The organism is Clostridium fallax, from assembly GCF_900129365.1.
Taxonomy (GTDB): domain Bacteria; phylum Bacillota; class Clostridia; order Clostridiales; family Clostridiaceae; genus Clostridium_AH; species Clostridium_AH fallax.
The window spans coordinates 77,898-94,470 of record NZ_FQVM01000003.1; the positions used below are offsets into that span (position 1 = coordinate 77,898).

At 28.7% G+C, this 16,573-nt stretch carries 16 protein-coding genes; 14 read left to right on the forward strand and 2 right to left on the reverse strand.

All coding sequences use genetic code 11. The features are described from left to right. Nucleotides 1-63 precede the first annotated feature (63 nt). Entirely contained in the window at nt 64-1,683 is a 1,620-nt protein-coding gene (locus BUA70_RS02620) for a Na/Pi cotransporter family protein (RefSeq protein WP_072892729.1), read from the forward strand. A gap of 266 nt (nt 1,684-1,949) precedes the next feature. Then, nucleotides 1,950-2,633: an N-acetylmuramoyl-L-alanine amidase CwlD gene (gene cwlD / locus BUA70_RS02625; protein ID WP_072892730.1), complete on the forward strand. Its 684-nt coding sequence runs from the start codon at nt 1,950-1,952 to the stop codon at nt 2,631-2,633. Nucleotides 2,634-2,837: 204 nt separating this feature from the next. Here cwlD and BUA70_RS02630 read toward each other — a convergent pair whose 3' ends face one another. Beyond that, the gene (locus BUA70_RS02630; protein WP_072892732.1) at nt 2,838-3,608 is read right to left on the reverse strand and encodes a DUF3048 C-terminal domain-containing protein; all 771 of its coding nucleotides are present in this window, start codon (nt 3,606-3,608) and stop codon (nt 2,838-2,840) included. A gap of 428 nt (nt 3,609-4,036) precedes the next feature. On the opposite strand from BUA70_RS02630, the gene glmS reads away from it, so the two are divergent. The 12 genes from glmS (at nt 4,037) to citG (ending at nt 15,505) form a co-directional block, all read left to right on the forward strand. Beyond that, complete coding sequence (gene glmS / locus BUA70_RS02635; RefSeq protein ID WP_072892733.1) at nt 4,037-4,459, forward strand: methylaspartate mutase subunit S; 423 nt, start codon at nt 4,037-4,039, stop codon at nt 4,457-4,459. A gap of 67 nt (nt 4,460-4,526) precedes the next feature. Next, nucleotides 4,527-5,915: a methylaspartate mutase accessory protein GlmL gene (glmL, locus tag BUA70_RS02640; protein ID WP_072892735.1), complete on the forward strand. Its 1,389-nt coding sequence runs from the start codon at nt 4,527-4,529 to the stop codon at nt 5,913-5,915. 23 nt (nt 5,916-5,938) lie between these two features. Beyond that, nucleotides 5,939-7,396: a methylaspartate mutase subunit E gene (locus BUA70_RS02645; RefSeq protein ID WP_072892744.1), complete on the forward strand. Its 1,458-nt coding sequence runs from the start codon at nt 5,939-5,941 to the stop codon at nt 7,394-7,396. 56 nt (nt 7,397-7,452) lie between these two features. Next, the gene (locus BUA70_RS02650; protein WP_072892746.1) at nt 7,453-8,703 is read left to right on the forward strand and encodes a methylaspartate ammonia-lyase; all 1,251 of its coding nucleotides are present in this window, start codon (nt 7,453-7,455) and stop codon (nt 8,701-8,703) included. Between the two features lie 207 nt (nt 8,704-8,910). Further along, nucleotides 8,911-9,753 (forward strand): fumarate hydratase, encoded by an 843-nt coding sequence (locus BUA70_RS02655; protein ID WP_072892755.1) that lies wholly within the window; start codon nt 8,911-8,913, stop codon nt 9,751-9,753. Nucleotides 9,754-9,764: 11 nt separating this feature from the next. Next, complete coding sequence (locus BUA70_RS02660) at nt 9,765-10,322, forward strand: Fe-S-containing hydro-lyase (protein ID WP_072892756.1); 558 nt, start codon at nt 9,765-9,767, stop codon at nt 10,320-10,322. 51 nt (nt 10,323-10,373) lie between these two features. After that, nucleotides 10,374-10,640 carry a citrate lyase acyl carrier protein gene (gene citD / locus BUA70_RS02665; protein ID WP_072892757.1) on the forward strand — a complete coding sequence of 89 codons (267 nt, stop codon included), beginning with the start codon at nt 10,374-10,376 and terminating at the stop codon, nt 10,638-10,640. 12 nt (nt 10,641-10,652) lie between these two features. Further along, nucleotides 10,653-11,525: an HpcH/HpaI aldolase/citrate lyase family protein gene (locus BUA70_RS02670; RefSeq protein ID WP_072892758.1), complete on the forward strand. Its 873-nt coding sequence runs from the start codon at nt 10,653-10,655 to the stop codon at nt 11,523-11,525. 15 nt (nt 11,526-11,540) lie between these two features. After that, a complete protein-coding gene (citF, locus tag BUA70_RS02675) occupies nt 11,541-13,082 on the forward strand; it encodes a citrate lyase subunit alpha (protein WP_072892759.1) in 1,542 nt (513 codons plus the stop codon). Nucleotides 13,083-13,092: 10 nt separating this feature from the next. After that, nucleotides 13,093-14,085, forward strand: coding sequence for a [citrate (pro-3S)-lyase] ligase (citC, locus tag BUA70_RS02680; RefSeq protein WP_072892760.1), 993 nt, complete (start codon nt 13,093-13,095; stop codon nt 14,083-14,085). A 48-nt stretch (nt 14,086-14,133) separates the two neighbouring features. Further along, nucleotides 14,134-14,655: a citrate lyase holo-[acyl-carrier protein] synthase gene (gene citX, locus BUA70_RS02685; protein ID WP_159429632.1), complete on the forward strand. Its 522-nt coding sequence runs from the start codon at nt 14,134-14,136 to the stop codon at nt 14,653-14,655. Further along, entirely contained in the window at nt 14,630-15,505 is an 876-nt protein-coding gene (citG, locus tag BUA70_RS02690; RefSeq protein WP_072892763.1) for a triphosphoribosyl-dephospho-CoA synthase CitG, read from the forward strand. The genes citX and citG overlap by 26 nt, the downstream gene beginning before the upstream one ends. 108 nt (nt 15,506-15,613) lie before the next feature. Here citG and BUA70_RS02695 read toward each other — a convergent pair whose 3' ends face one another. Beyond that, entirely contained in the window at nt 15,614-16,471 is an 858-nt protein-coding gene (locus BUA70_RS02695; RefSeq protein WP_072892765.1) for a YitT family protein, read from the reverse strand. Nucleotides 16,472-16,573 lie beyond the last annotated feature (102 nt).

A 16,573-nucleotide genomic window follows, 5' to 3' on the forward strand; every position in this document is an offset into this window, starting at 1 on the left:
AAAGTGGTGTAAACTTTTATTATATGATTTTATTATAAAGAAAATATATGGAGGAGAATAACTTTGGACGCTACAAAGATAATTATTCAACTTATTGGTGGATTAGGTTTATTTTTATATGGAATGAAGCTTATGGGAGATGGATTGGAAAATTCAGCAGGTGATAAGCTAAAAGGAATCTTAGAAAAGGTCACAACAAATCCATTTTCAGCAGTAGCAGTTGGAGCTATTGTAACAGCTATAATCCAAAGTAGTAGTGCTACTACTGTAATGGTTGTAGGCTTTGTTAATGCAGGTCTTATGAATTTATTTCAAGCTGCTGGAATTATTATGGGAGCAAATATTGGAACAACAATTACTGCTCAATTAGTAGCTTTTAAATTAGATGATATAGCACCTATATTTGTTGGAGTAGGAACACTAATCGTTTTATTTGCAAAAGGAAAGAAAAGAAAAGATATAGGAAATATTGTTCTTGGATTTGGTATATTATTTATGGGAATGGGAGTTATGAGTGGTGCTATGAAGCCTATATCTCAAACTCCGCAGTTTAATAATTTAATATTAGCAGTTCAAGGGAATTGGATTTTAGGAATATTAACAGGGTTACTTTTAACTGCAGTATTTCAAAGTTCATCAGCAACTACAGCTATACTTATAGCATTAGCTTCTACAGGTCAAATTACATTAGATGTTGCAGTACCAATTTTATTTGGATGTAATATAGGTACATGTATAACAGCGTTAATAGCTAGTGTAGGAACTAATAAAACAGCTCATAAAGCAGCAGTAATTCACTTAATATTTAATACCTTTGGTACAATAATTTTTATTCCGTTCATACCAATATTATCAAGAATTGCTATAGACATTAGTCCTGGAGATGTTCAAAGGCAAGTAGCTAACGTGCATACAATATTTAATATAGCTAATACTTTAATTATGTTACCATTAATAAAATACTTAATAGCTCTTGTAAATAAATTAATACCAGGACAAGATGAAATAGAAAAAATGGGTCCTAAATATATTGATGATAGATTATTAGAAACGCCTGTAATAGCAGCAGGACAAGTTATAAAAGAGACTATAAGAATGGCTAATAAAGCTAAATCTAATTTGGAATTAGCAGTAAAATCTTTTAAAGAGAATGATGAGAAAATAGTAAATAAAGTATATGAAAATGAAAAATTAATAAATACTTTAGAAGAATGTATAACTAACTATTTAGTCAAGTTATCTAAATGTGAATTATCAGATAAAGAGCAGAGTATAGTAGCTTCTACATTTTATATAGTAAATGATATAGAACGTATAGGTGATCATGTAGAAAATATTGCAGATTTAACTACCCAAAAATTAGCTAAGAAGGTAGAATATACTGAAGATGCTATGGAAGAATTGAATAATATATATAACTACACATTAAAAGCTCTTGAGATTGCAATAGATAGCTATGAAAAAAGAGATGTAGAAGAGGCGCAAAGTATAAATTCAGTAGAGAAAAAAATTGATGAAGCTCAAAAAGAATATAGAGAAAATCATATTAAGAGATTGAATCAAGATAAATGTAGTGCATATGCAGGTGCTATATTTATGGATTTATTAAGTAACTTCGAAAGAATAGGAGATCATTCAACTAACATAGCCGAAAGTGTTGTTGGAAAACCTCACGCTTTCTAATATAAGAAAAAATTTACAAACATAAAAAGAGGACTATTAATTTGAATTATCAAATTAATAGTCCTCTTTTATAAAATAAATTAAATACATAGAAAGTTTCATATAATTAAGGATAAAGTATAATTTACATTAAATATTAAAGAACTATATTATTTTTAAAGGAGTAAAAATAATATGAAATAAGTATCACTAATGGATAAAATCAAATAACATAAAAATTTACTATTAGAGAATAATATCTTATATGGAAATATAGGAGGAAGATTATGAAGAAAACTAATATCTTAAAGTTTATTTTTTTATTTATGTTTATAATTAGTAGTTCCTTTATAAAGGTTTATGGAATTGAAGAAAATAACGATAGTAAAATCATATTAATAGATCCTGGTCATGGTGGATTTGATGGTGGAGCTGTTTCTAAAAGAGGTACTATAGAAAAAGATATAAATTTATCTATAAGCAAGAAAATAAATGATAGATTAAAAGAAAATGGATATAAAGTTTATATGACTAGAGAAGAAGATATATCTTTACATGAAAAGGGTAAATCTTTAAAGGAAAAAAAGGTTGAAGATTTAAAAAAAAGATGCAGCTTAAAAATTGAAACTAATTGTGATTTATTTATAAGTATTCACCAAAATATGTTTACTGATTCTAGATTTTTTGGAGCGCAAGTATGGTATTCTGATTATAAAGATAGCGAAGTATTTGCAAATATAATGCAGAAACATTTAAAAGATGAAGTCGATAATAATAATAAAAGATTGCCTAAAGCTGCTAAAGATAGTTATAGAATATTAAGAGATAAATATGAAAAACCTTGTATAATATTAGAATGTGGATTTTTATCAAATCCTAAAGAAGAAGAAAAATTAAAAGATGAAGAATATCAAAACAAAATAGCAGAAGCTGTAGTAAATTCAATAAATGAATATTTTAATAGGAACTAATTAAAAATAATTATATTTCCTAGGGAATTATAGAAAAATTAAAAGATAATAAGTTATAAAAATGAGTTTTTTATAGATGTTATAGTAATTATAAAAAGGGAGATGGTTAAATTTTATTAACCATACTCCTTTTATATTTATTAAGTTCTTTAAAATTATTTATATGAAATTAGGGTCTTCTTAATTAATCATATAAAAGTATTATTATTTAGAATAAATTATTTTATTTATTGGAGATATAAATGTCCATAAAGTTTTACCTTTTACTAAAGGTACTTGCTTAAGGGTCTTTTCACAAATTAAAGTATTATTCTTAAACAGTACATTCTTAACTTTACCATTTGTAAATATAAAACCTTCCCCTTCTAAGAAACCTTTGTTTTCAGGTAGAGATTTATAATTTTTATTAGATAATTTAATTACAACTATATTCATAAATGATATAGAATTATGAGTATTATCTATATAATCGATATCTTCTTTAGAATCAGTTTTGTGATAATAGAAGCCATTATTATAAGTTAATTTAGATGATAAGTTGTTTTTAAAGTTTATTGTAATATTATTAGCATCATTATCAAAATTAATATCTTCATCTTCTATAGAATCTATAAATTTAGTAGAAGGTACATCAGAAATATCTATATTTAGAATTCTATTTATTGAGTTATGGTGATTTATATCTTTATTGTAAAAAATACCGGAATACTTTAAGCTGTCTTCAATAGAATCATACCATTGATAAACTATATCGGCTTCAGTTATTTTACTTAATTTGAATATAAAGTCTTCATTATAATATACTTCTAAGATAGAATGAACTTCATTTTTATCAAATGATACTACATTGGCGCTGTTATTTTTGTAGGTTTTGTTTTTAAAAATATTATAAAAGTTTATTATTATTAGAATAAATAATGTAGCAATTAAAATATATATTAATATATTACTGAGGAGTTGATTTTTATATTTCATTGTATCTCCTAAAAAATTGATATATCAATAAATTATAATAATAAATATTTGATTTTATGCAATGTATAACAAGTTAATGTTTTAAAATAATAATTTATAGAAAATTTAAAATATTCCGTTGTTATAAGATAAAAATGGGAGTATTATTATAATTGAAGAAAGTTAAGATACATTAAAAGTAAAAATAATTAAATAATGGTGAAAAAAGTTTTAGGTTATATAAACTATAACTAACAAAAAAATATATATTCATATGCAAGTTTTCTGTCAGTACATGAATATTAGACGTTATTAGTGTGTTTTAAAAGAGAATTACTATATTGAATTTTGCAATCGTTATCAATGATTATAATATTTATTTAATATATAAAGGTATTATAAATTAAAAAATATAAATTTTGTGAATATGTTAAGGAGGAGAGTTGGATATGGAAAAAAAGACACTTGTATTAGGTGTAATAGGATCTGATTGTCACGCAGTAGGTAATAAAATATTAGATTATGCATTATCAGAAGCAGGATTTAACGTAGTAAATATTGGAGTATTATCCCCTCAAGAAGATTTTATCAATGCAGCAGTAGAAACTAAAGCAGATGCTATAATAGTATCTTCTTTATATGGACATGGTGAAATGGATTGTAGAGGTATGAGAGAGAAATGCGATGAGGCAGGTCTTGAAGGAATACTTTTGTATGTAGGAGGTAATATAGTTGTAGGTAAGCAAGATTGGGCAGATGTTTATAAGAGATTTAAGGAAATGGGATTTAATAGAGTTTATCCACCTGCAACAAGTGTAGATACAACAATTGCAGATTTAAAATATGACTTAGGAATTGATGATAATGAATAAATATAGTTAATAATTTAGTATAAATGGCTATTTTAATTTTTATAAATGGCTAGTAAAGGAGGAGCAAATGGATGCTTATCTTTTAATAGACTTTGGAAGTACCTATACTAAATTAACAGCAGTAGACATTGAAAATGAAGAAATTTTAGGAACAGCAAAGGATATAACTACAGTTGAAGAAGATATTATGATAGGGTTTAACAAAGCCTATGAAAAATTAATGAAAGAAATTAAAGTAAAAGATATTAATTTTGTAAAAAAATTAGCTTGTTCTTCAGCAGCTGGTGGATTAAAAATGATAGCTGTTGGTCTTGTACCTGAACTTACAGCAGAGGCTGCAAAAAGAGCTGCTTTGGGAGCTGGTGCTAGAGTTATAAAGGTTTATTCCTATGAACTTACAGAAGATGAGATAGAAGAGATAAAAAGATCTAATATAGATATGATACTTTTAGCTGGTGGAACAGACGGGGGAAATAATAAATGTATAATACATAATGGAAAGATGCTAGCAGAAAGTGGCATAAAAGTGCCTATTGTAATAGCTGGAAATAAAACTGCTAACACTACTTTAAGAAATGTATTTGATGATAAAGGAATTTATTATTCTATAACAGAAAATGTTATGCCTAAATTAAATGAATTAAATGTTGAACCAGCAAGAGAAGAAATTAGAAATATTTTTATGAATAGAATAGTTGAAGCAAAAGGATTAAATAATGCAGAAAGCTATATAAATGGAATATTAATGCCAACACCAGCAGCAGTATTAAAAGCAGCAAGATTCTTAGGTGAAGGAAGTGACCTAGAAGAAGGAATAGGTGAAATTATAGTAATTGATATAGGAGGAGCTACAACAGATGTTCATTCTATAGCAAAAGGAGATCCTACAAAACCTGGAGTTACTTTAAGAGGGCTTGAAGAACCTTTTGCAAAAAGAACGGTAGAAGGAGATTTAGGTATGAGATATTCAGCTCTTTCACTATGGGAAGCTGCTGGATCAAGAAGAATTAAAAAGTATTTAAAAGATAAAGAAATTAATATTGAAGAAAATTGTAGGTATAGAAGTGAGCATATAAAAATGATTCCTAAAGATGAAGGAGAAAAAGACTTTGATAGTGCAATGGCAAAATCAGCAGTAGAACTTTCAATGGATAGACATTGCGGGTATGTGGAGCCTTTATATTCACCAATGGGAGTAGTATTTAGCCAATATGGTAAGGATTTAATGGAAGCTAAATATTTAATAGGAACTGGTGGAGTTTTAGTTCATAGTGAAAATCCTAGAGAAATTTTAGAAGCTGGAGTTTTTAGTGTAGAAAATATAAATTCACTTAAACCAAGACATCCAAAATTCCTTATGGATAAGAGTTATATCTTATCAGCTATGGGACTATTAAGTGAAGAATTGCCAGATATGGCAGTTAGAATAATGAAAAAATATATTATTCAAATTTAGATATTTTAAAGGAGAGAATACTTATGACAGAACTTAGAAATATCAAAATGAGTGAAGAGGATTTTTTTAAACAAAGAGAAGAGGTACTATCCCAATGGAGAACAGGAAAAAGTGTTGATTTAAAAGAAGCTGTTGATTATTTAAAGAAAGTACCAGATCATAAAAACTTTGCAAAAAAAATGAGATGGGCTAGAGAGAATGGAATAACCTTAGCTCAACCAAGGGCAGGAGTTGCCCTAATTAATGAACATATAGAACTATTAACATATTTACAAGATAAAGGTGGAGCGGATTTATTGCCAAGCACAATAGATAGCTATACAAGACAAAATAGATATGATGAATGTGAGCGAGGAATAATAGAAAGTAGATCTGCTGGAAGATCTTTATTGAATGGATTTCCAGCAGTAAATCATGGTATTGAAGGTTGTAGAAAAGTATTTGAAGCAGTAAATTTACCTTTAGAAGCAAGACATGGTACACCAGATTCAAGACTTCTTTCAGAGATAATACATGCTTCAGGATGGACATCTAATGAAGGTGGAGCAATTTCATATAATGTTCCATATGCAAAAAGTGTTCCTATAGAAAAAAGTATAAAAGACTGGCAATACTGTGATAGATTAGTAGGATTCTATGAAGAACAAGGTATTGAAATAAATAGAGAGCCTTTTGGACCTTTAACAGGAACTTTAGTACCACCAAGTATGTCAAATGCTGTTGCTATAATAGAAGCTTTATTAGCAGCAGAGCAAGGAGTTAAAAATATAACTGTTGGTTATGGACAATGTGGAAACTTAATACAAGATGTTGCAGCTATTAGAGCCTTAGAAGAACAAATAGTAGAGTACCTAAGATATCATGGATATAACGATGTTAATATAAGTACAGTATTCCATCAATGGATGGGAGGATTCCCAGAGGATGAAGCCAAAGCATTTGGAGTAATATCTTTAGGATCAGTAGCTGCTGCTTTAGCTGGTGCAACTAAAGTAATAGTAAAAACTCCTCATGAAGCAATAGGTATTCCAACAAAGGAAGCTAATGCACAAGGAATAAGGGATACAAAGATGGTCCTTAACTTATTACAAGGTCAACAAATGACTATGTCTCAAGAACTTATAACAGAAATTTCAGTAATAAAAGCAGAAGTTAAATGTATGTTAGATAAAGTATATGAAATAGGTATGGGAGATTTAGCTAAAGGAACAGTTAAGGCTTTTGAAATGGGTGTAATAGATATACCATTTGCACCAAGTAAGTATAATGCTGGAAAGATGATGCCTGCAAGAGATAATGATGGTGCCGTTAGATATCTTAAATTTGGTAATGTTCCATTTAATAAAGAAATTGTAGAATTTAACCTAGAGAGATTAGATAAGAGGGGAAAAGTTGAACATAGAAAAGTAGGATTCCAAATGACTATAGATGATATATTTGCAGTTAGCAAAGGTGTACTTGTAGGAAGACCAGGAAAATAAACTATGAAAACGTTATTTATATAAATTCAAGAATTTAAGAAATGGAAGTGTTTTAAATGAAAATTGTTGATGTTGTTTGTTGTTCAGGAAGAACAGGATTTTATTTTGATGACCAAAGAGCTATAAAAAAGGGTGCGAAACATAATGGATTTACTTATGAAGGTAAACCTGTTACAGAAGGATTTAAAGCTATAAGACAAGCAGGAGAAGCTATATCAGTAATGTTCATATTAGAAGATGGACAAGTAGCTTATGGAGATTGTGCTGCAGTCCAATATTCAGGAGCAGGTGGAAGAGATCCTTTATTTTTAGCAGAGGATTTTATACCAGTAATAGAAAAAGAAATTGCTCCAAAGCTAATAGGAATAGAATTAAATTCATTTAAAGAATTAGCAGAAGAAATTGATAAACTTCATATAAATGGGAAAAGACTTCATACAGCTATAAGATATGGTGTAACTCAAGCGATTTTAGATGCTGTTGCAAAGAGTAGAAAGCTAACAATAGCTGAGGTAGTTAAGGATGAATATAATACTGGCGTAGAAATAAAAAGAGTTCCTATTTTTGCTCAATCAGGAGATGACAGATATATAAACGCAGATAAGATGATAATAAAAGGAGCAGATGTACTTCCTCATGCACTTATAAATAATGTTGAAGAAAAATTAGGAACAAAAGGTGAAAAGCTTTTAGATTATGTAATATGGCTTAGAAATAGAATTTTAGAATTAAGAGATTGTGATGAATATAATCCTGTATTTCATATAGATGTTTATGGAACAATTGGAGCTGCATTTGATTATGACACAGATAAAATGGCAGATTATTTAAAAGAATTAGAAGTAGCCGCAAAACCATTCCATTTAAGAATAGAAGGTCCTATGGATATGGAAGAAAGACAAAAGCAAATGGAAGCTTTAAGGGATTTAACTAAAAAGTTAAAGGAAAAGGATATAAATGTAGAACTAGTAGCTGATGAATGGTGTAATACTTATGATGATGTAGTTTATTTTGCAGATAATAATGCAGGACATATGCTACAAATAAAAACACCAGATCTTGGCGGAGTTAATAATATAATAGAATCTATACTTTATTGTAAGAAAAAGGGCTTAGGAGCATATTGTGGAGGAACTTGCAATGAAACAAATAGATCTGCAGAAATATGTACTCAAATAGGTATGGCATGTGGAGCAGCACAAGTTCTAGCTAAACCTGGTATGGGTGTTGATGAAGGATTTATGATTGTTAATAATGAAATGAATAGAACAGTCGCTTTAGTAAATAGAAGAAATAAAATAAAATAGTATATCTTTATAATTTAAGAATAACAAATAAAATAAAAATCTGTTAGAGACTGTCTAATTTAAACCCTCAAATATAAAATTTATAAAAATAGAATCAAAAGATTTTATTACCGATTAAACCCAATAAATAAAATCCTTAAAATAAGAATACGAAATGATTTTAAGACAGTCTCTATACTTAAATTTATAAAGTATGGAGGAGAACTTATGAGAGAAATTGACGTTTCAAAAATTATAGAAGGGGTAGAGGAATTATGTATATCCTCTAATTACTATTTAGGTGACGACATAAGAGAAAAATTAATAAATGCTAAGAATGATGAAACTTTTCCAATTGCGGAAGGAATAATAGAAAAAATACTAAAAAATGTTGATATAGCTAAAAATGAAAATATGCCAATGTGTCAAGATACTGGTATGGCATGTGTTTTTGTAGAAATAGGTCAAGAAGTACATATAAAAGGTGGCAGTCTTGAGGATGCTATAAATGAAGGAGTGAGAAGAGGATATAAAAATGGATATTTAAGAAAATCCGTGGTAAAAGATCCTTTAAATAGAGTAAATACAAAGGATAATACTCCAGCTGTAATAACTTATAATATAGTAGAGGGAGATAAGCTTAAAATAACAGTAGCACCTAAAGGATTTGGTTCAGAAAATATGAGTAGATTAAAAATGCTTAAACCTGCTGATGGTGTTGAAGGTGTAAAAGATTTCGTTTTAGAAACTGTTAAAATAGCAGGACCTAATCCATGTCCTCCAATTGTTGTTGGAGTAGGTATAGGTGGAACTTTTGATAGAGCTGCCTTATTGGCTAAAAAGGCATTACTTAGAAATGTAAAAGAAAAAAATAAAGATGAATACTATGCTAATTTAGAAGATGAACTTTTAGAGAAAATAAATAAATTAGGCATAGGACCTCAAGGTTTTGGAGGCAAAAATACAGCTCTTAAAGTTAATATAGAAACCTATCCAACTCATATAGCTGGATTACCGGTAGCAGTGAATATAAATTGTCATGTTACTAGACATTTAGAAAAAGAATTTTAGGAGGTATGGATATGGAGAAGAGAATAACAACACCTTTAACAAAGGAAAAAGTAAAAGACTTAAAAGCAGGAGATTCAGTTCTTATTTCAGGTGTTATATATACAGCAAGGGATGCTGCTCATAAAAGACTAGTCGATCTTTTAGATAAAGGAGAAAAATTGCCTTTTGATTTAAAAGATCAAATAATTTATTATGTAGGCCCAACTCCTGCCAAACCTGGAATGGCTATAGGTTCAGCAGGCCCTACTACAAGTTATAGAATGGATCCTTATGCTCCTAGGCTATTAGATGAAGGTTTAAAAGGAATGATAGGAAAAGGATTAAGAAATGAAGAGGTTATAGAGGCTATAAAAAGAAATACTGGTGTATATTTTGGAGCAATAGGAGGAGCAGCAGCACTTATAGGTAAATCTGTTAAAAGTGCAGAAATTATAGCTTATGAAGATTTAGGAGCAGAGGCAGTTAGAAGATTAGAAGTATGCGATTTACCAGTAGTTGTTGTTATAGATAGTGAAGGAAATAACTTATATGAGATAGGACAAAAAGAATATTTAGATTCTCTAAAATAAATTACAGTTAAAAGATATTTTAGTTGTAAGTAATTGATGGAGGAGGAAGCTATGGATATAAATGGTGTTGGAAAAGCAGGTACATTAGAATCAAATGATGTAATGATAATGGTTGGTCCTAATGATGAAGGAAAATTAGAAATTGATATTGATAGTATAGTTTATAAACAATTTGGAGAAGACATAAAAAAAACTATAGAAAAAAAGCTAAAAGAAATGAATATAACCTCAGGCATTATTAGATGTAATGATAAAGGAGCTTTAGATTACACAATAAGGGCAAGAATAGAAGTTGCTATTAAAAGAGCAATGAAATAAGGAGGGATATTTATGAAAAAGCTTAGAAGAACTATGTTGTTTTTACCAGGAAATAATCCAGGAATGGTTCAAACGTCAAGTATTTTAGGAGCAGATTCTGTAATACTTGATTTAGAAGATGCAGTTAGTATAAATGAAAAAGACAGTGCAAGGGTATTAGTTAAAGAAGGTATTAAAACCTTCGATTTTTCTAATGTTGAATTAGTTGTAAGGGTAAATCCTTTAGATTCACCTTTTGGAGAAGAAGATATAAAAACTATAGCCCCTTGTAGACCAGATACATTATTAATACCAAAGGCAGATGAAGAATCTATAATAAGAGCAGATGAGATTTTAACAGATATTGAGAAAAGAGAAGGATTCCAAGAGGGAATTATAAAGCTTATAGCTTTAATTGAAACTGCTTATGGACTTGAAAATGTATGTTCCATTATAAAATCATCTAAAAGAATAGATGGGGTACTTTTAGGAGGAGAAGATTTAACATCGGATCTTGAAGTTAAAAGGACTAAAGAGGGAGAAGAGATATTTTATGCAAGAACTAAAGTAGCTACTGCCTGTAAGGCCATGAGAATATCTTCAATAGATACTCCATTTACTGATACAGATGATATGGATGGACTTAAAAAGGATACATTAAAAGGTAAAAGTTTAGGTATGACAGGAAAGGCATCTATAAATCCAAGACAGATAGAGTATATACATGAAGTTCTATCACCAAATAAAAAAGATATAGATTATTCTTTAAGGGTGTTAAGGGCAAAAGAAGAAGCAGAGGCAAAGGGGCTTGGAGTATTTTCTTTAGATGGAAAAATGGTAGATGCACCAGTTATAAATAGGGCAAAAACTGTGGTTTCAACAGCTGAAATTTTAGGATTACTTTAAGAGGGAGTGAAGAATATGAAAAATATTTTAGGAGTTAAGTTACCAGAATACATAGATGGATATGGAACTATACTTCCTTTTGAAGGAGCAAAAAATGGAGGATTTATTAAAGGAAGACGTAGTACAGCACCTGCTTGTGTATTACCTGGTGAGAAAAAGGTTTATTATGATTTAGAAGGACTTTTTAATACATTAAATATAAAAGATGGAATGACCATTTCTTTTCATCATCATTTAAGGAATGGTGATTTTGTTTTAAATATGGTGATGAGAGAAATAGAAAGAAGAGGAATAAAGAATTTAACAATAGCAGCGAGTTCTATTTTCCCAGTTCATGCACCATTAGTAGAATTAATAGAAAAAGGTGTAGTTACTAGAATATATTCAGATTATATTTCAGGACCTGTAGGAAGAGCGATTTCAAAAGGAAAGCTTAAACATCCAGCAGTTATGCAAAGTCATGGAGGAAGAGCACGTGCTATAGAAAGTGGAGATTTAAAAATAGATATAGCTTTTGTAGCAGCACCAACTTGTGATACTTATGGAAATATAAATGGCGTTGAAGGAAAGTCTGCTTGTGGTGCATTAGGATATGCTGTTAGTGATTGCGAATATGCAGATAAAGTTGTAGCTATTACAGATAATTTAGTTGATTATCCAGTATATCCAATAGAAATTCCACAGCATTATATTGATTATGTTTTAGCTATAGAATCAATAGGGGATCCTAAAGGAATAGTATCAGGAACAACACAGATAACAAAAGATCCAATAGGACTTATGGTTGCAAAGAATGCTGCTAAATTTATAAAGGAAAGTGGACTTTTAAAGGATGGAATGTCATTTCAAACTGGAGCAGGCGGTATTTCTTTAGCTGTAGCTAAGGAAGTAAAGGAAATGATGGAAGATGGTGAGATAGAAGGAAGTTTTGCTTCAGGTGGAATAACAGGATATATTGTAGATATGCTTGAAGAGGGACTTTTTAAATCTCTTTTTGATGTACAATGCTTTGATTTAAAAGCTATAGAATCCTATAAAAATAATATAAATCATCAAGGAATGAGTGCATCTCTTTATGGAAATCCTCATAATAAAGGTCCTGTAGTTAATAATTTAGATGTAGTAATTCTTGGTGCTACAGAAATTGATACAAAATTCAATGTTAATGTAACTACTGGTTCAGATGGAGTAATTATGGGGGGCTCTGGAGGTCATTGTGATACTGCAGCTGGAGCTAAACTAACAATAATAGTATCTAATCTAATGAAAGCAAGACTTCCTATAATAAAAGATAAGGTTACTACAATAACAACACCAGGAGAATCTATAGATGTATTAGTAACAGAAAGAGGCATTGCTATAAATCCACAAAGAAGGGATTTAGTAGAAAAATTTAAAGATAGTAAACTGCCAATAAAAACTATTGAGGAATTAAAAGAGATAGCTGAAAGTTTTACAGGAAAACCTGAAGAAATTCAGTTTGATGATAAAATTGTAGCTTTAATTGAATATAGAGATGGAACAATAATAGATATAGTTAAAAAAGTTAAAGAATAAAGGTGGATTTATGGATTATTTTATAGACCCTTTAAATGAAGAATTAGATAAAAATAAAGTTTCTAAATTATTAAATGATTTAAATTTATCCTTTGAAGAAGAACTAGATTATACACTAGTTGCAAGAAAAGGACAGGAGATAATAGGTACCTGCTCAAAGTATAAAAATATAATGAAATGTTTTGGAGTAAAAGAGGAGTATAGAGGACAAGGAATTTCATCAGAACTAATAAATTCTTTAATAGATAAGGTGTTAGGGGAAGGGTATAAACATTATTTTATTTTTACTAAAGAGAAGAATGTAGATATATTTAAAGAGTTTGGAGCTAAAGAGTTATATAGAGCAGAAGGCGTTTCTCTTTTAGAAGGTGGAATATATTCTATAGAGAATTATTTAAAGGATTTAATTAAAGAGTTAGCTTTAGATTTAAATAAAAAAAGAGGCGCTATAGTTATGAATTGTAATCCTTTTACTTTGGGGCATAGATATATAATTGAATATGCATCTAAAAATTGTAACGAATTAATAGTATTTATATTAGAAGAAGATAAGTCATTTTTCCCTTTTGAGGATAGGTTGAATCTTGTAAAAAAATCAGTACAGGATTTAGAGAATGTTAAGGTTATATCTGGTGGAGAATATATAATATCGGAAGCTACATTTCCATCTTATTTTATTAAAGAAGAAAATGAAAGGCTTAAAGCTTATACTAAAATAGATAGTGGGTTGTTTGGGAAGTATATTGCTAAAGCTTTAAATATAAATAAAAGATTTGTTGGAGAAGAGCCTTTTTGTGAAGTAACCAAAACATATAATGATAGTTTAAAAGAAGAACTAAAAAAATTTAATATAAAGTTAGAGATTATAAAGAGAAGAGAATATAATGGTGAGGTTATAAGTGCTTCTAAGGTGAGAGAGCTATTAAAAGTTAAAGAATTTAATTTAATTAAAGAGATTGTACCTGAAGAAACATTTAAATATTTAATAAAAAAATATAAATAATACTTTAAGCTTATATTATACTGAAAATTGTATAAAGGGGTGTTTTTGGTGAGCGATATATTAGATTTTTTACTAGAAAGAGAAAAACGAGTAGAATGGATAAATAATCTAAAGGGTGAATATCAATCACCATGCGTTTTTATAAGAGCTAATTATCCTGGAATAAATAAATGTAATAATGTAACTAAAGGAATTGTAAATGAAATAATAAAGGAACTACATAAACATTTTCCGGAAGATAAAATAATGTTTTCTAAAAAGGGAGAAAGCAAAGAAGGGCCTTATGGAATATTTGTAATAAATGATAGAGGCGAGAATATAAAAAGGGCGACAATTAAAATAGAAGAAAATCACTTTTTGGGGAGATTAGTTGATATTGATGTTTATGATATAGATAAAGTTGAATCTATAAGTAGAAAAGATCTTAATAAAGAAGCGAGAAAATGTTATCTTTGTGATAAATCAGCACATATTTGTTCAAGAAATAGATCACATCCAATAGAAGATATAGAAACATATATAGAAGATAGGTGGAGAACTTTTAATGAAAAATATATTAAAAATAGATGATAGGGTATTTAACTTAGTAGAATTTGCAGTAAAAGCTATGCTTTATGAAGTTTCTTCATATCCTTCACCTGGATTAGTTTCCCCTGTATCCAATGGAGCTCATAAGGATATGGATTATTATACTTTTTTAAAATCAACAGCATCACTTATAAAACCTATGGTTATATGTGCAAATGAAGGATTTAAAGCTAAAAATGAAAATGAGTTATTTTTACAAATAAGAAATTGTGGTAAAGAAGCAGAAGAGTATATGATGATAAGAACAAAAGGAGTTAATACTCATAGGGGAATGTTATTTTTAATGGGAATAACAATATCAGCAGTAGCCTTTTCCATGAAAAATAACCTAGGATTTCAAAATATATCCACAGTTATAAAGAATATGTGTGATGGAATTGTGGAAAAAGAGCTTAAAAATAGTAATCTTTGTGGAGAATTAACTCATGGTGAAACTCTTTACAAAAAGTATGGCTTTAAAGGTATAAGAGGAGAAGTAGAGAATGGATTAAGTATAATTTTTAACTATAGTCTTCCATTTTATGAAGGGTTAAAAAATAATTCTAATGATAATTTAGAAGAAAATCAATTACTAATTAAAACTTTAATAAAGATTATGTGTAAATGTGATGATTCAACTATAATTTATAGACATGATTTTAAAAAATTAGATTATGTAAAGAAAAAGGCTAATAATATTTTAGATGAACTTAATGAATCTAATACATTTAAGGAAAGAATAGAAGAGTTAAATAAAGAATTTATAAGAGAAAATATAAGTCCTGGGGGAAGTGCTGATTTATTAGCAATAACTATTTTTTTATATGATATTAAAAATAAATTTTTTAAATAATATATAAAGAGGCTCTTAAAAAAAGCCTCTTTTATATATACTAAAATAAATACATAAAAATAAGAGTATCCCTTAAATTACAAAAGATTTGAGATACTCTTTTGGGATTTATATATTTTTAAAGCCCTTTCCTTTAACTTCTGATGTATCCATAATTGTTATGAAGGCTTTAGGATCTATATAATGTATTGTACTTTTAAGCTCTATCATTTCACGGGCAGTTACAATACAATAAAGCATTTTTTTAGAATCGTGAGTATATTCACCTTCAGCACGAAGAGAAGTAACACCTCTATGTAGGTCTTTTATTATATAGTCGATAACTTCATCCTCTTTATCTGTAATGATGAATAATAAATTTTTACTACTTACACCTTTAATAACTATATCTAATACATAACCTTGAATAAACATAGATATTAAAGTATAAAGTCCTTTTGAAACTCCAAAAAATATTATACCTATTAATATGATTATTAAATTAAGAGCAAATCCTACAGAACCTATATTAAAGTTTGAGAATTTTTTCCTTATAACCATAGTGATTATATCAGTACCTCCAGTAGAACCATTTCTACTGAATACTAGTCCATAACCTATTCCACAAAGTGCACCACCATAAATACAATGAAGTAAGATATCATCTATTTGAACAAAAGATGATAATGGTTCAGTTATTAAAAGAGCTATGGAAAGTGCAACCATACCTATAGCAGAGTAAACAGTAAATTTCTTATCAAGTTTAAAGTAAGATAATACAAATAAAGGTAAGTTAAGTATAAATACTGTAAAACCTGCTTTGAAGCCAGTTAGGTATTGGATTATAAGTGCAACACCAGTTGCTCCTCCGCTTAGTAATTTAGCATGGCATAAAAATAAGTTTACGCCTAATGAAGCTATAAAGCATCCTAGAATTATTATTAGTATATCTAGGATATAGGATTTTTTACTTTTAATGTAACCCATTTTTTAAAATCTCCTTAAAATTTAATACCACATTAATAATATAATAATTATATGAAAAATAGAAACAAAGTAAGTAGACAGAATTGGATGAATATAGGTGAT

Coding starts and splice junctions, on each gene's coding strand:
- cwlD (WP_072892730.1), top strand. CDS start 1,950: ATGAAGAAAACTAATATCTTAAAGTTTATTTTTTTATTTATGTTTATA.
- BUA70_RS02630 (WP_072892732.1), bottom strand. CDS start 3,608: ATGAAATATAAAAATCAACTCCTCAGTAATATATTAATATATATTTTA.
- glmS (WP_072892733.1), top strand. CDS start 4,037: ATGGAAAAAAAGACACTTGTATTAGGTGTAATAGGATCTGATTGTCAC.
- glmL (WP_072892735.1), top strand. CDS start 4,527: ATGGATGCTTATCTTTTAATAGACTTTGGAAGTACCTATACTAAATTA.
- BUA70_RS02645 (WP_072892744.1), top strand. CDS start 5,939: ATGACAGAACTTAGAAATATCAAAATGAGTGAAGAGGATTTTTTTAAA.
- BUA70_RS02650 (WP_072892746.1), top strand. CDS start 7,453: ATGAAAATTGTTGATGTTGTTTGTTGTTCAGGAAGAACAGGATTTTAT.
- BUA70_RS02655 (WP_072892755.1), top strand. CDS start 8,911: ATGAGAGAAATTGACGTTTCAAAAATTATAGAAGGGGTAGAGGAATTA.
- BUA70_RS02660 (WP_072892756.1), top strand. CDS start 9,765: ATGGAGAAGAGAATAACAACACCTTTAACAAAGGAAAAAGTAAAAGAC.
- citD (WP_072892757.1), top strand. CDS start 10,374: ATGGATATAAATGGTGTTGGAAAAGCAGGTACATTAGAATCAAATGAT.
- BUA70_RS02670 (WP_072892758.1), top strand. CDS start 10,653: ATGAAAAAGCTTAGAAGAACTATGTTGTTTTTACCAGGAAATAATCCA.
- citF (WP_072892759.1), top strand. CDS start 11,541: ATGAAAAATATTTTAGGAGTTAAGTTACCAGAATACATAGATGGATAT.
- citC (WP_072892760.1), top strand. CDS start 13,093: ATGGATTATTTTATAGACCCTTTAAATGAAGAATTAGATAAAAATAAA.
- citG (WP_072892763.1), top strand. CDS start 14,630: ATGAAAAATATATTAAAAATAGATGATAGGGTATTTAACTTAGTAGAA.
- BUA70_RS02695 (WP_072892765.1), bottom strand. CDS start 16,471: ATGGGTTACATTAAAAGTAAAAAATCCTATATCCTAGATATACTAATA.